The following is a 15,119-nucleotide window of genomic DNA, read 5'->3' as shown; positions in this document are numbered from 1 at the left end:
TTAAAAATAATTGGCGGATTATAACTCAGGCAATTTTAAATGCGAACCGAGACGCGATAGTTAACCAAATTAAATGCCAATTAATGTAGAAAATATATATCTATAACAAATAATTAAGCAATGCTCTTACCAGTTTGCGACGCCTTTTTTAATACCATTTTTAGCAGTAATCTAAGCATTAAAATTGCCAACACAATACCTGCCCCAAGGCTTAACCAATGTGGTAGAACTTCATGCTCTTCGCCCATCATCGGCGCCACCAGAAAACCGTATTGCGCCACTAAATAATCGGTTAAAAAGCCAAATGCTAATGCAGTGCCAATCACCCCTATTAAGTAAGCAAATACCGCACGCTTGCCAAGCTCTTTACCAACCACACCAAGCGTTGCAATATTAGTTGCCGGCCCAGCTAACATAAACACTAGCACCGCCCCCGGAGACACACCACTGAGTAATAAGCCTGCCGCTATAGGTGTCGATGCTGTGGCACAGATATACATAGGAATACTGATTAAAATAACCACCAGCATCGCAAGAATGCCATTACCCCATTGGCTTAAATAAGATTCTGGTACATAAGTTTGAACTAGAGCCGCAAAAAATAAACCAATCATTAGCCAAATCATAGTGTCTTCAAGCAGCTTGTTACAACTAAAGCTCACCGCGCGTTTCAGTTTGCTAAAACGACTTTCAACGGCTTTAGTTGACTGCTCAGTGCTACAACAGCTTTTCTGCGAAGGTGCTGCTTTTTCAGTTGCGCAACTGTGTTGCGGCTCCTGTGTTGGTTGCGATTCTTTGCTACTACAACAACTTGTTGTTTTAGCAGGCTCAAGTTCTTGAGGTGATTGCTTACTACAACAACTTTGTGCGGGCTTAGTAGATGCCTCTTTGCTACAACAACTCGCTGTAGTCACAGGCTCAGGCTGTTTACTGCTACAACAAGATGTTGATTCTGAGTCTTTTTCATCTGATGCTGTATTTTGATGCTGATGAAGTTCACTGTCTTTCCCCACTAATACACCGGCCACAATGGCACTACACACGGCGGCAATAGGACGTATTACCGCCATAAATGGACCTAGTAACACATACGAAACCGAAACCGAATCGACCCCAGTTTCAGGGGTTGAAACTAAAAATGCTGTGGTAGCACTTTTTGACGCCCCTGCCCTTCTTAAACCAATGGCCGCAGGGATCACACCACATGAGCACAAGGGCATTGGGGCACCAATAAAGGCTGCTTTAACTGTGGTCCATAACCCTTCTTTGCCTAAATGCCGGTTAAGAAAGTTAGCAGGCAAATACACATTGAGAAGACCAGCTATGAATAAGCCCAACATTAACCAAGGCGCTGAAAGTAAAAACAGATGCCAAAAATTATTGAGTAAGTCCATCGATATCCTCCAGCGTCGTTAGTATTGAACAGTTTTCAGCAGGCTCTTCTCCGCCACAACATTTATCTGCTAATAATGATAGTGAGTCATAAAAGCGAGTAAGCTCTGCAATTCGCTGTGCAACGAGATCACGTTTTTGTATCGTCATCTCTTTAACTTCATGGCAAGAATGCTGATCTTTATGAAACTTAATTTGCAGTAGTTCTTTGATCTCAGCCAGACTAAAGCCAACATTCTTTGCTCTGAGAATAAACGCCATTTGTTTATAGTCATTCTCAGAATAAAAACGATATCCCACGTCTGAACGCGAACTAGGCGTTAACAAACCATGCTTTTCGTAGTACCGTAGCGTATCTGTTGAGACACCCAACTGACGGGCAAACTCACCTATTTTCATCACCGTCTCCATTGTGAAGCGTTTATTTATTATGCTCACTATAAACCTTGGAGTACACCCCAAGGTCAAGCAATAAATTAAAAAAGGAAAGCACATGAATATTACTGTCCTTGATGCAGCGACATTAGCCAACACTTCGTTAGATGCCTTAGCGCAATTAGGTAAGTTAACCTGTTACGATTTAACCGCTCAAGAACAGGTTGTTGAGCGCTGCGAAGATGCCGATATCGTTATCAGTAATAAAGTGGTGATTGATCAGCACGCCATGAGCAAATTAACTAATTTAAAATTAATATGCGTTGCAGCGACAGGGACTAACAATATTGATTTGGTAGCAGCCAAAGAGCATAACATCGCAGTGACAAATGTAGCGGGCTATTCAACACCGAGTGTGGTGCAGCATACCTTTACTCTTATCGCTAATTTACTGGGCAATACTCACAGATACATTAATGATTGCCAGCAAGGCTTATGGCAGCAAAGCCCGATGTTTTGCCGTTTAGATTACAGCTTTAATGAAATTGCCGGCAAAACACTGGCTATTGTTGGTTATGGCTCACTGGGTAAAGCCGTTGCCGATGTAGCACGCGCCTTTGGTGCCGATGTCATCATTAGTGAACGAAAAGGCCAAACGCCTCGTGAAGGTCGTGTTAGTTTCAATGATGCCCTAACCACGGCCGATATTATTACTGTTCACTGCCCGCTAACTGATGAAACACGCAACCAAATCGCTGCGGCAGAATTAAGCATGATGAAACCGTCAGCTATCATCATTAATACTGCTCGTGGTGGGATCATCAATGAAGCCGATTTAGCTGACGCATTAGCTAATAATGTCATAGCCGGAGCTGGTGTTGATGTACTCAGTAAAGAACCCGCAGAGCAAGAAAACCCGCTGGCACTATACAAAGGTGCAAACTTATTACTTACCCCACACATTGCATGGGCGAGCCAAGAATCTATTGTGCGCTTAGTTAACGAAATTGCGTTAAATATCCAAGCATTTAATCAAGGCGAAACACGTAACAGGTTGGTCTAAATCGCAATTTATTAGTCAATAGAGCTAAGTAGTTAGTAATTTATTACTTAGCCCATTGACTAAAAATAACCTAACCAATTGATTCATTTGTGATTTGTAAGTTTGGCAAGCAGTTTGCTATTAAGTGAATAACTATAAAACAATTTCTTCGGGATAAAATAACATGAAAAAAGCACTTCTTATTGCCGCGCTAACTGCTCCATTTTTAACTGGTTGTGTCATTGCTGTTTCTGACGGTGAAGCCGACACACATTGGGCTGGTAACTCTTCTAGCTGGCAAAAACAGCATAAAAATAACCGTGAAGTGATTTCTAATCTTGCATTAGATACGAGCTACCAAACTGTATTAAATAAACTAAATACACCTAACTTTACCGAGCTATTAAAGCAAGGCGATGATGTTTATCAAGTATTATTCTATGCAACGCATAGCATTCACTCTGATGGCAAGATGACTAAAGATGAGTGTACGCCACTCGTATTTAAAAATGATAAGTTAATTGGCGTGGGTGATACGATTTATAAATCACTTAGCAATGGTTAATAAATAGTTTGAAACGGGTGAGTAGGCTTTGCCTACTCATGTTCATTTACTGCGATCATTCTCGATACTATCTGATCTCGTCCGGCATCTTTAGCCTGATAAAGACCTAAATCAGCTTCTTCAAGCAAAGTTTGTTCTGCATAAACCTGACCATTTTCTGTGGTCGCAATACCAATACTAATTGTGACATGGTCGGCATTTAGCGACGCTTTGTGTGGGATGTTTAAATCATTCACAGCATTGCGAAGTTTATTTGCAAACGATATAGCCTCTTTAGCTGAAGTATTGGGTAACACCGCAGCAAACTCTTCACCACCATAACGAGCAACAAAATCACTGCCTCGTTCACAAGATCCAACTAAGGCATGAGCAATTTGTTTTAAGCAATCATCACCTGCTCGGTGACCATAGCAATCGTTGTAACGCTTGAAGTGATCAACATCCATCAATAACACAGATAACGGGGTTTGATCTCGACGGCAACGACGCCACTCTCGCGCTAAATTTTCATCTAAATAACGTCGGTTTGGGATCTCGGTTAGGCCATCAATTGAGGCGAGCATTTCGAGTAAGTCATTTTTTTGTTTGATCAGCAGCTGATTACGCACTCGAGCACGCACGATAGCAGCACTAAATGGTTTAGTGATGTAGTCCATCGCGCCTAATTCAAGGCCCTTCGCTTCATCATCGTGACTGGTATTGGCAGAAATAAATATTACAGGCAGCATACTGGTAGTTGCGCTTTCTTTTAACTTAGTAAGCACTTCATAGCCGTCAATGCCTGGCATCACAATATCCAAGATCAACAAATCAACAATCTGCGTTTTTAAAAACGTCAGTGCTTTTTCGCCACTCTCAACACAAAAAACATCATAGTCTTGCTGCAATGTTTTCTCTAATACCAAGCGGTTTAACGGATCGTCATCAACAATCAGTACCTTGGCTCTTTTCAACATCAGTAGATCCTTGTTCGATGATAAATGCGATGACCTGTTTTATTTGCCACTGCAACTCATCATTTAATTGTACGGGCAGTTCGCCATCTGCTTTAAGCCTAGCTTCACATTGCTGAGCGCACGCTGACAATCGCTTAAAACCGAGATTTCCGGCTGACCCTTTTACATTATGAACCACACGGACCAACTCATCGGTAGTTTTTAATGTAGAGATTTGTAATAACTGCTCTGCTGCCATAGTCGCAAACTTCGACAACATAGTTAATACTAACTTAGTATTGTTTGCAAACTGAGACAGTATAAAAGCTTGATCAAAAAAGACTTCTTTTGTGTTATCAAGTTCACTCATTGCTAAAAACAACTTACTAGCAACAATCGGTTTAGTTAAATGCTTATTCATACCCGCCGCGATTGAATGCTCAATATCTTCGCTTTCACTGTGTGCAGTGAGTGCGTAAATCGGCATTTGTTCTTTGGTGAATGACTGACGAATAATACGCGTGGCCTGACAACCATCCATTTCTGGCATCTGAATATCCATAAAAATGAGATCGGGCCTTAAGCTATTTGCCAGTTCAATGCCTTTTTCACCACTATGTGCACACACAACGGTGACATCAATTTGCTCTAAAATGCTCTTAATAATGCTTAAATTAAGCGGGTTATCATCCACAGCCAGCACTAACATGCCAGATAAATCAGTACTAGAAGGCAATGAAACCAGCTCTTTTTTCACAGGCTCCGCGGCTTTATCTAGCTGTAAGCAAAAGCAAAATTCACTGCCTTTACCTTTTTCGCTTTCCAGCTTAATTTCGCCTCCCATTAGCGCAACTTCGTACTTAACAATCGCTAAGCCTAAGCCAACCCCCTGATGAGAGCGCGTTAATGATTCATCACCTTGAGTAAATGCATCAAATAAGCGGCTTTGATCTGCCTTGCTAATACCAATACCGGTGTCTTTAACAGTAAAGCAAATGAGTTGCTGCTCAGCTGACTCTTCTACCAGCATTAAGTTTAATGTCACTGTGCCTTGCTCGGTGAATTTGGCAGCGTTTGTCAGTAAATTAGCCAGTACTTGCTGCAAGCAAATTTGATCACCCACTAAGTTATCGCTAATGCTTTTATCGCATTCGACTTTAAACTCGATATCTTTATTTGCGCATAAAGGGGCTGTTATTCCCTGACAGTAGTCGATTAAATCAGGCACACTAAAAGGGGCTTTATTAAGTTGTACTTGCGAGCTTTCAGCGCGGGCAAAATCGAGCATACGATTCAATAAAGTAAGCAAGCTATTGGCTGCTGATTTTGCTTGTTCGGCATGATTACGCTGCGGCTGTGTTAAACCTTGCAATGCAATCACGTCAATTAAGCCTAGTACAGCATTGAGTGGTGTGCGTATTTCATGACTAAGGTTTGCAATGAAGCGGCTCTTAGCTAATGTAGCCCGCTCAGCATCATCTTTTGCTTTTACTAAATCCGTCACATCCTGTACATGAACAACATAGTAATCAGGTGTTTGCTCAGCATTCCAAACTAATGACACACTAATTTGTAGCCAGCGCTGTAGATCTTGCTGCTCAAGACTAAAGTGATAAACTTTTTTCTTCTCATGCAACAGCTCTGTCAGGGTATTTTTTAATGTCTGATAAGACGTCTCAGCAAATAAGTCTATTAGTAGGAGGTCATTGGCGTTTTCAATTGCAAAGATTTTGCGTGCCGCTTTATTTGCTTGCAGCACCTGATCGTCAAGTGATACCAGTAGCACCCCATTAGCGGCATATTCCATGGCGCTTCGTAATTTTGCTTCGGAGCTTTGTAATGCATTGAGCGCATTATGCTGCTCGGTAATATCACGACCAATCGCCATGGTGCCAAGAAACTGCTGATGTTCGTTGTAAAATGGCACAATGCTAAACAGATAACTGTTATCTTCTGTGGTCAATCTTTTTTGATAAGCTTGGCGGTCTTTGAGTACTTGCTTTTCAAGCTCGTTTAACTCGCCATTATCATCGCTAATATCACATAATTGCTGCCCAACTAACTTCTCTTGTGGCAAGCCGATATAGCGCTCATACGCCTTATTACAGCCTAAAAACGAACCATCAATATTCTTAAAATAAATTAGATCCGGTACGTTATTGAGCATGGTATTTAATAGCGCTAAGTGACGCTCTTTCGCATCAATACTACGGCGTAATTGTTTTGATTTTACCTGCACTTGCGAATCAAGCGCTTTATTTGCCTCTTGTAACGACTGAACGAGCTCTTCATTACGGCTAAACACCTTTTTCACACGGCTGAACCAAGGCTGCCAATCAACTGGAATACGATAATGAACTAATGCTTGTTTGCCTTCATCATGCTGCTCAAGATAATTCATTAAGTGCGTCATTGGTTTTACAAAAATACGCTGACTTAACCAAAAAACAGCGCTGAACATCATCACTAAAAACACACTCAAAAATGCGAATTCTAAAAAGATGTCGTAGCCTACAGGTTCACTCAGGGCTTGCTTTGATTCATAGAAACGAGTGTAAATAGGTAAGTTTGTTGCTTCTTGCACTAAATGACTGTGGTTATTCTTACTCATATCTATCGCGACATTCGGCCAATGTTCGCTGGCGCTTATGGCAGTATTAAGTGCTGTTTTTGAGCTGGCAATCACTTGGTTATCTTGGTTGATAAAAATATACTCACCATAGTTAGGCGCTATTTTTTTTAACCAGTTAGAAATTGCTTTAAGGTCATAAATCAACACGATGTAATCACGACTATTGGCAGCACGTTGCTTGCCAATAGCAAAGTAAGCATGACCATTAATCGTCAATACAGAACTTGAAGCAAGCTTGTTGCTATTTATTGATAAAGGTCGAAATTTGTTATCTAACACACTGGTCAGAAATTCACTTTTTGCTGTGCTACGGCGCTTAATATAAACAAAGCCTTGCTCGTTAACATAAGCAACCGCCTCTAAAGATTGAATTAGCGACAGCGTGGTATTAAAAGACGGGCCGAGGGCAATAACTCGTCGCCATTGATTAATTGCATAAGCGGTTGAGGCAAACTTTCCTTGCCCGACTATCTCCCCAACTCCATCGCCAACACTTTGATAGTAATAGTGATCGTATTGATTTACATTGCGTGCCCAACTAGGATCAAAATCATATGACAGTGGCTGCTCATAGAGCTTGAACATGGTGTCTATAAGGCCATCTGCGGCACGCATAGCATGGCTAAGCTGAGCTGAAATATTATTAAAACCGTTTTGCCTGCTTTCTATCGCCCGTTCAAGTTTTAAATTATATAGATGTAAACACAAAAAAAACGCCACTAGCAGCGGCACAATAAGTGCCACTGCTAAAGAGCGATAGTAATGCTTTAACGGTAAAAAATTCACTGGCTTATAAGTACCTTACCTCGATAACAGCTAGGTTAACGAGGCATAGGAATACTGGCAAGTTATAAATTTTCTTTAGCAAAGCTGGCTAAGCGGCTACGTACCACACCGTTTAAATTAACGGTAGCACTGCCCTGAAAATCTTTAAAACGTTCAACAATATAGGTTAAGCCTGAGGTAACTGGCGTGAGGTAGTTACTATCAATTTGCGCTAGATTACCTGAGCAAATGAGTTTAGTGCCTTCACCGCAGCGAGTAATAATGGTTTTCAGCTGTGAAGCGGTTAAGTTTTGACTTTCATCCAAAATCACCCCCGAATTGATATAATACTATCATACCCTTAATAAACTTGAACAAAAAAGTTTTTACACACATACTCTAGCTAAGAATCAAAGGTGAACGAAAATGATACTTCGAAATACAACAAAAACTAAAATAATTAAAACATCAGTCAACTTTGGAAAAGGAATGTCTTTTCACCTCGATAAATCAGGGCAACCTATTAAGACTGAAAAAGGCATCAGAACTCACTCATATAGGCACGATAAAATAGAACCTAATTTTCCAGTGCTATATCACCCGACTCGCTTCACAGAATGCCAAGAAATGAACTTATTTTTAATGCACCGCTTTGAAGGTCATTTCAGTCTCAAAAAGAATCAAATAGACAATGAGGCTTTTAGTGACGCTTATCATGCCAGCCAACCGGGAAAGCCATTAGATGTTAAGTCTGTTCGCAGTATAGCTAAGCACTTAAAAGCTTTCTTAGATTGGTTGGATAAAGATGGTGCATCCTATTTTGAAGTAATAGCCGCGCCACTTTCGAAACAGTCTGTAGATGATGAGATTTCTAGGTTACCTGTGTGGAGATATCACGAGCATTTGTGTGAAAGAATCGAAACCAAAGATAAGTCTAAACGCATAAGCTTTAACAGTGCTCAAGAACGAATTAGAGCGGTTAAAGCATTCTATATATGGAGTCATAAACGCGGGGCTATAGATAGCCTCCCTTTTTCGCTCGAATATAAACAGGTACGTATTAAAACAAAAGCTAAATCAGGTGTCAGTTCGTTGTTTCAATTACCTACCAGCAACAATCGTTCTGGGGGCTTATGGAAATGGGTCAGTAATTTGAGCATTCCAAATACATTGAAACAAAAAGAAGACTCACCAGACAAAGGTCTACAACCATATTCTCCAAAAGAACTTAAACAGTTACTGGAGACGAATACAGCTCAAAAAGAGACTTATAAACTTTATTTGCAATGTGCTTTGCTAGGTGGACTTCGTTCTTTTGAGATTTCAGCCATCGACCAGAAAGACCTTTTTGATCCTGATGAAAAAGAAAACGAGAAACGTATTCCAAAATTGAACATTGTACGAAAAGGACATAAGCCAGTGAGATTAACAATAGCGCGAGTTCTAATGAAGCTTTTGTACAATCACACTTTGACAATTCAAAATATGAAGCGACGTACCAAACATGAGACTAATCATGGTATGGACAATAGTGAACATCCGCTTCCTTTGTTTATGAATAGTTCAGGATCGCGGATAAGCGAAGATACACCGGGGAATACTATTTCCATAGTTAGAAAAGAACAAAGGAAGCAGGGATTAGAAATACTATTACGCACATTCCATGACTTACGCGCTACCTTTGCTACTTATGTCGCTAAATACCTAATTGACAAAGGTGAATCGGAGAGTTCCATCAGACAGACACTAATGACCTTGATGAGTCACGAAAGTTTTAAAACAACCAAACGTTACATCGACTTTGCCAAAAGTGTAGCAGTGGATGCATACGGAGCAATGTCAGAGTGGGTGAAAGATATCTACGGTGATGTTGACGAATTACTGATGCGTGAGGCTGAAGATGCAGCAGCAAGTTAAAACGCGGAAGTCCAATCGTATTCCTGCTAGATTTAAACCTCATTCAATTGTTCTAGCCAAACAGTTAGACGTTTTATTTAACAGGGCATATGACAAAGAAAACAATATTAGCGCAGATGACGACACTGCTATTTCAATGAGTCGCTTGCGGAATGCTTGTGTCAGTTTACAACACACTCTTCCTCTAGCCCTTAATAAGGTTAGTACAGATACTGCGACATCAATTCAAACTTCGGGATTAAATGCTCTATCAGACTTTGAAATTTGGCAAGAACTGGAATACTTTTGCATTAATGAAATAAATGATGTCAAGCTACCTAGTTATGCTACTCGTATAGAAGAAGCCTTAGAAAACTTAGCTAAGTTTCATTTTTATGATAACGCTATCAACGCTCCTTTTAGGCTAGTAAATGGGGCTACTTCAATCGACATAACTAAATTATTCGAACTTGAATTCCATCAAGTAAAAGAGATTCGTAAATTACTAAATAAATATCTGGACTATCTCGTCCTTCCAGAATTAAGCCTCAAAGATTCTTCTATTGGGGACAATATCCTCAAAACTGCGACAGCTATTATAAATCTTTGTCTACATGATACTTTTAAGAATACTGAACGCGTCAAACTGCCATTATTGGCAACATTACAGGATAGGGAATTCGTTTCATCATTTATATGCAATCACAACTTCCGTACTTTTTTAAAATTTATACTACCCGATGTGTGGGGTAAAGCTAGAGTCAATCAATTTAAAACTGAAGCCGAAGTAATAGGGTATGCACAAAGCATATCATCCAAATTTGGCAATGAAGTTGATGCTTTTTTGAAAAATCAGATAGCAAGCGCTTCGGAAGCTAATACAACAAGAGTTAGATCCTCAACTTTATCATTTCCAAGGTGGTTGAATAGTGCTGGTAGCGTAGCATCACCAATAATTAAGCTGCTTAGTGAGCGTGGAATTCAAGGGTTTGCAGAAAATGGCCTTCAGGGATTTAAATACCTTTATAAGCATTACCAAGAAGAAACTCAAAATAACCAGCAGTTTTTACTGCTACTAAACGCTGCATTGGACCTTTACCACTTTGTTACGGGTGAAAAAATCGCAAAGGAAAGTTTATTACCCTACTCATTGGGCTATTACCTTAAAGAAAGTGACACTACCGAATGGCAGAAGCATGAGTGGGTATATGACAATGCCTATAAATTTTATCAAAACCTAGTCGAATACCATAAAGTTTTTACAAAGCGAATTGATGGCGAGAGCATAGGTATCGTCACTCTCAAAGGTTACATAGGTAGTATGGCTAGAGCATTGAAAGAAAATGCATCATCATTAACAGATGAACAAATGAAGCTTATTGCCAGTCATGGGGTTCATGCTTTTGTTGAAAATAACTGTGAGATACTAAAGGCTATAAGAGAGGCAATTCAACTAAAATCAAAACAAGGCGATTTGTCGGTTTTTGTTGGTAATCAATATCAGAGCGCTATCGACAAATTACTATCGTTTTATGGTCTAGATACTATTAAAAGCTTTCCGGTCAACACCGAATTAACTGCACAACATCAAGAGCAACTATCTCAGAATCAAGATAAACTCTACTCATATAGAGAAGTAGTAGAATTAGCATATTACATAGAAAAAGGGCTTTCTGAGACCTTACTCACAATTAAAGACAAAGTTACACTTTATGCAGCAAAAGTCATATTGAAAACTGGTTGGAATTCAACTCCTACGCTAGAGCTTGATACTGACGACTTATTTTTCTTTAACACGCCATTACATTCAAGTAAAACTCCTGCTCTTCGTTTATTTAAACGCCGAGCTAATTATCAAACTCAATGGCATAAATTTGAAATTAAAGCCGAAGATCTAGAAAAAGAAGGCGTCTTATACGGCGACGTTGTCGAACCAGTAATATTTGATATTAAGGCTGCGACTAGACTTACGTCTATTTACCGCCCTTCTATTGAGAACCTATCAAAAAGAATTTTTGTTTTTCCCAAAGTAAATAGTATTGGAGAAGTAAAGATTCAATTATTAACAGCATCACGTTTCAAGACCACTATAGATAGGATATTGACTGAGCTTGGGTGTGATATCGTATTTAATTCGCAAAAGATCAGAAAATCAGGGCTTAACTACATTTACCGAAAAGTTGCCAAAGAATTTAAGTGGTATCAAAAAGCTGGCAAGCACTCTTATGAAACGTTCTTGCGTCATTATTTAATGCAAGATAACAAAGATGTTGCAATGACAATCAACAGAGCGACAAAAACAATGGCAGACTATTTTGTTCGCGATGTTACCGACAAAGTAATCATTTTGCAGACTCCACCAGAAGACGGTAAAAAAGTCCCGAATGGCACATGCATTAACTCAAAAGATAAATCCGCAGTAGTGGCATTCGAATCTCAAAACAGGAAATTATTAGACCAGCGAGATACAAACGAGCATGCATGTGCCGACTTTAACGCATGCTTGTGGTGTCCGTTCTATCGCTGTGTTGCTGACGCATTGCATGTTTGGAAACTTTTGTCATACCGGGATTTTGTTGTTGCTGATATGGAAAACTCAGCCGCAACATTTGACTCTGTAACAGAGCAACTGGAAAACATAGAGCAGTTGAAAAATAGAGTTAACGAAATATTAACTGATATTGCCAAGCTTAATGCTCAAGCTGTGATTGATGGAAAAGAATTATTGAGAACAGAGGGTATTCATCCTCATTGGAAAAACACAGGTTTGCTATGACCAAAGAGATAACTAAAACAAAACTACTTGATATCGCTGTTGTAAAAACACATACAGGTCAAATCACTATAAAACCTTTGGTTCAGGTGTTAGAAGATTTTAAAGTTGATGATACTAGCGCTTTTAATTCGATTGCTTTGTGGGAAAACAGAGCATTGAATATTGCTAAACATGGCACTATTCACTTTGGCGATGACACTTGGATAAGCTATGAAGAAACGCAAAGAAATGTGAATTTTAAAGGTGTTGATGAATTAGCATATCAAATTCGAATTTATTCACTAATTAAACTCACACATGGTGATGTTGTAGGCGGTAAACCTCTAAAAATCTCTACACTTCAAAATGATGTAACGTATCTAAATTTAATTGCAGCCTTCTTAAGACAAAGAGGTTATCACTCATTTCATGAGTTGGAGTTCAAATCTGACTTAGTTATTAGGAATCTCATAAAAGACTATTTATATGAAGTCGGGAAAATAGCTATTTACAGACAATCACACTCATTTACTAAACTATTTGACGTGCAACGAAGCTTTCGTCTTTTTGGCCCTAAGGTGTGTAGTGTTTTTATTAATGTGCTTAACCAACTAAACGAGTTACACCATCCGAGACCAGTCACTTATTCGCACCCTGTCATTCCTACTAAAGTAATGAAAAAAATTCTGAAGTTTGCAGAAAAAATAGTTGAAAACTCTAAGGATAAGATAGAACGATGGCTAGAATTAAATGCACGCTTAATAGATAGTTTACATGAAGGCTCCATTGAACCACCGCCCAAAATGAATACAGGTGAGCTAATAGCAAAACATGTAAGAAACTTACCCAATGAAGAGGAATTCATTCAATTATCCGAAGAATTAGAAGATTTAAAATTAGCCACATACATTAATATCTTGGCCTATACAGGTATGAGATATAACGAAGTACTTACATGCAAGGTTGGCTGTGCCAATTACAAAGATGATATTTATTACATTACGGCAATTATGACCAAAACCGACAACAGTAAGGTTGAGATGGAATGGTTTTCAAACGCTGAAGTACATGAGTGTGTTGGTATTTACGAAAAATATGTGATCGGTATGCAAGAAAGGGCAAAAGCTGTACTTTCTTCATGCAGAGCCAATATAACAAGTAGTCAAGCACACAATTTGAAAGAAGGGTTAGAAAGAAACCGTCTTTTCGGGGTTTCACATAGTAGCTGTAGTGTTAGTTTTAGCGATGCTGGGCGATTCACAAAATTTGAGGTTAAAAACAGTGAAAACATTGAGCTTTTTGACTTAACTCTAGACGATGATGATATAGCAGAGCTTGAACGCCTTGAATCTAACTACAAAGAGGTTAGAGGAGAGAATAGAGGTGTCCCATACGAAGAAGGCGATACGTTTAGATTAACCGCTCACATGTTTCGACATACGTTGGCCTACTTTGTCATTGCCAATAAATTAGGTGAGCTTGATGATATTAGATATCAATTTAAACATTTAACTAGCCTAATGACGTTTGTTTATACTCGAAGAGCATTTTTGGCCTCAACAACTTTAATTAAAACTACTGAAGAGTTTAATGAGATTTTAATTGACCGTGTTGCAGAAGAGTTAATAGATGAAGCCGAGTCACAATCACTTAAAGGTGGTGCTGGTGAGCAAATTAATAAAACATCTAAAGATCTGATAATAGGTATTACTGATAGTCAAAGTAAAGATTCGACTGTGATTAAGCAGATCCATTTCAGTTCAATTGAAGAACTGAAAAAATTTCTCGTCAAAAATATTAAAAACATACGTGGCTTACCTACGGGGTACTGCACTGCGGGAGAAGCTTGCAAGATAAAAGGAGCAGGAATCCCTAGTGGCTGTGTGTATTGTGGTAGTAAAATCATTACCAAACGCCACAAGGTCAATTGGCAAATAATAAAAAAAGAAGCAACGCAGAAACTAGAGGCATATGCGGCATTAACCAAAGAAGAGCAAGAAGATTACGAGCTATTTGCTATTCACTGGAAAAATAATATAGCAGCAGCTGACTATGTATTAGATGAAGGCAAAGCGCATACAAACCAAGGAGAACAAGCATGAGTAGCGCATACGATGATATAAAACGTGCTTTTGAAGAGATGAAATCTGATGGCAGCAAGATAACCAAAAATGCAGTAGCAACGAGAGCTAAAAGAAATATTGCAAATCTATCTAAAGAAGAAGAAAAATGGGTAAAGTTACGAGAAAATATTGAAAAAGCTCAATTAACTTGGGAAGAAAAAAATAAAGATAATTTAATAAAACAACTCAGAACAAAGGTAGCCGAACTAAAAAGCAAGCTTGCTAAAGAAAAGCAAAAAAACGAGATTGACCCTAAGGAAATCGATAAGGATTTTGAAAAGCTACTGGTGCGATTACAAGAAATGTACGCTGAAATAGATAAGCTCAAACTGATTAATGCTGATTTAAAAAATCAACTTCAGCACTCAGGGCAACATACAGAAATAAGAGTGGATACGTCTACTGGTGAAATTATTGAATTAGTTTCAACGAAACAATAGATTAGATGTAGTAGTAGATTAGATGTAGTAGCTCATATCTCATCTTACAGTTTTGTTGATTAGGTTTAGACTTCACCTGACAGGCAGCAAGAGCGAACAAGAGACGGTCAGAGTGATCTGGATATGTGAACTTAATTCTACAAAGCGGACGCTTAGCGACCCCGTTCATGCAATAAAATTGAGTTTAGGCAATCCGCAT

At 39.1% G+C, this 15,119-nt stretch carries 10 protein-coding genes and 1 pseudogene; 6 read left to right on the top strand and 5 right to left on the bottom strand.

From position 1 onward, the window contains the following. Window positions 1-113: 113 nt before the first annotated feature. A complete protein-coding gene (locus WA256_RS14505) occupies window positions 114-1,394 on the bottom strand; it encodes an SO_0444 family Cu/Zn efflux transporter (RefSeq protein WP_335992484.1) in 1,281 nt (426 codons plus the stop codon). Continuing rightward, on the bottom strand, window positions 1,378-1,791 hold the full coding sequence (gene zntR / locus WA256_RS14500) for a Zn(2+)-responsive transcriptional regulator (RefSeq protein WP_082401639.1): 414 nt from the start codon (window positions 1,789-1,791) through the stop codon (window positions 1,378-1,380). The genes WA256_RS14505 and zntR overlap by 17 nt, the downstream gene beginning before the upstream one ends. 94 nt (window positions 1,792-1,885) lie before the next feature. On the opposite strand from zntR, the gene WA256_RS14495 reads away from it, so the two are divergent. Together WA256_RS14495 and WA256_RS14490 are read left to right on the top strand one after the other, a co-directional pair. Further along, window positions 1,886-2,830 carry a D-2-hydroxyacid dehydrogenase gene (locus WA256_RS14495; RefSeq protein ID WP_335992482.1) on the top strand — a complete coding sequence of 315 codons (945 nt, stop codon included), beginning with the start codon at window positions 1,886-1,888 and terminating at the stop codon, window positions 2,828-2,830. A 163-nt stretch (window positions 2,831-2,993) separates the two neighbouring features. Next, complete coding sequence (locus WA256_RS14490) at window positions 2,994-3,374, top strand: DUF3192 domain-containing protein (RefSeq protein WP_054562759.1); 381 nt, start codon at window positions 2,994-2,996, stop codon at window positions 3,372-3,374. Between the two features lie 32 nt (window positions 3,375-3,406). Here WA256_RS14490 and WA256_RS14485 read toward each other — a convergent pair whose 3' ends face one another. The 3 genes and pseudogenes from WA256_RS14485 to WA256_RS14475 form a co-directional block, all read right to left on the bottom strand. Beyond that, a complete protein-coding gene (locus tag WA256_RS14485; protein ID WP_063527271.1) occupies window positions 3,407-4,330 on the bottom strand; it encodes a diguanylate cyclase in 924 nt (307 codons plus the stop codon). Continuing rightward, entirely contained in the window at window positions 4,299-7,727 is a 3,429-nt protein-coding gene (locus tag WA256_RS14480) for a response regulator (RefSeq protein ID WP_335992480.1), read from the bottom strand. Before WA256_RS14480 ends, WA256_RS14485 begins: the two co-directional genes overlap by 32 nt. 62 nt (window positions 7,728-7,789) lie before the next feature. Continuing rightward, window positions 7,790-8,047, bottom strand: a pseudogene (locus WA256_RS14475) (PhoH family protein); the annotation flags it as partial. Between the two features lie 85 nt (window positions 8,048-8,132). On the opposite strand from WA256_RS14475, the gene WA256_RS14470 reads away from it, so the two are divergent. Genes WA256_RS14470 through WA256_RS14455 form a run of 4 tightly spaced genes read left to right on the top strand, consistent with a single transcriptional unit; the run spans window position 8,133 to window position 14,920 of the window. Beyond that, a complete protein-coding gene (locus WA256_RS14470) occupies window positions 8,133-9,623 on the top strand; it encodes a tyrosine-type recombinase/integrase (RefSeq protein WP_075594024.1) in 1,491 nt (496 codons plus the stop codon). Further along, window positions 9,607-12,378, top strand: coding sequence for a hypothetical protein (locus WA256_RS14465; RefSeq protein ID WP_062566146.1), 2,772 nt, complete (start codon window positions 9,607-9,609; stop codon window positions 12,376-12,378). The genes WA256_RS14470 and WA256_RS14465 overlap by 17 nt, the downstream gene beginning before the upstream one ends. Next, window positions 12,375-14,459: a hypothetical protein gene (locus WA256_RS14460; RefSeq protein WP_045979590.1), complete on the top strand. Its 2,085-nt coding sequence runs from the start codon at window positions 12,375-12,377 to the stop codon at window positions 14,457-14,459. The genes WA256_RS14465 and WA256_RS14460 overlap by 4 nt, the downstream gene beginning before the upstream one ends. Then, window positions 14,456-14,920, top strand: coding sequence for a hypothetical protein (locus WA256_RS14455; RefSeq protein WP_016708220.1), 465 nt, complete (start codon window positions 14,456-14,458; stop codon window positions 14,918-14,920). The genes WA256_RS14460 and WA256_RS14455 overlap by 4 nt, the downstream gene beginning before the upstream one ends. The last annotated feature ends 199 nt before the right edge of the window (window positions 14,921-15,119 follow it).

The sequence above is a fragment of the Pseudoalteromonas sp. CH_XMU1449-3 genome (genome assembly GCF_037027245.1).
Classification (GTDB): domain Bacteria; phylum Pseudomonadota; class Gammaproteobacteria; order Enterobacterales; family Alteromonadaceae; genus Pseudoalteromonas; species Pseudoalteromonas shioyasakiensis.
Note: the sequence above shows the minus strand (reverse complement) of the source record. Positions and strands in the feature narration are given on the sequence as shown.

Coding starts and splice junctions, on each gene's coding strand:
- WA256_RS14505 (WP_335992484.1), bottom strand. CDS start 1,394: ATGGACTTACTCAATAATTTTTGGCATCTGTTTTTACTTTCAGCGCCT.
- zntR (WP_082401639.1), bottom strand. CDS start 1,791: ATGAAAATAGGTGAGTTTGCCCGTCAGTTGGGTGTCTCAACAGATACG.
- WA256_RS14495 (WP_335992482.1), top strand. CDS start 1,886: ATGAATATTACTGTCCTTGATGCAGCGACATTAGCCAACACTTCGTTA.
- WA256_RS14490 (WP_054562759.1), top strand. CDS start 2,994: ATGAAAAAAGCACTTCTTATTGCCGCGCTAACTGCTCCATTTTTAACT.
- WA256_RS14485 (WP_063527271.1), bottom strand. CDS start 4,330: ATGTTGAAAAGAGCCAAGGTACTGATTGTTGATGACGATCCGTTAAAC.
- WA256_RS14470 (WP_075594024.1), top strand. CDS start 8,133: ATGATACTTCGAAATACAACAAAAACTAAAATAATTAAAACATCAGTC.
- WA256_RS14465 (WP_062566146.1), top strand. CDS start 9,607: ATGCAGCAGCAAGTTAAAACGCGGAAGTCCAATCGTATTCCTGCTAGA.
- WA256_RS14460 (WP_045979590.1), top strand. CDS start 12,375: ATGACCAAAGAGATAACTAAAACAAAACTACTTGATATCGCTGTTGTA.
- WA256_RS14455 (WP_016708220.1), top strand. CDS start 14,456: ATGAGTAGCGCATACGATGATATAAAACGTGCTTTTGAAGAGATGAAA.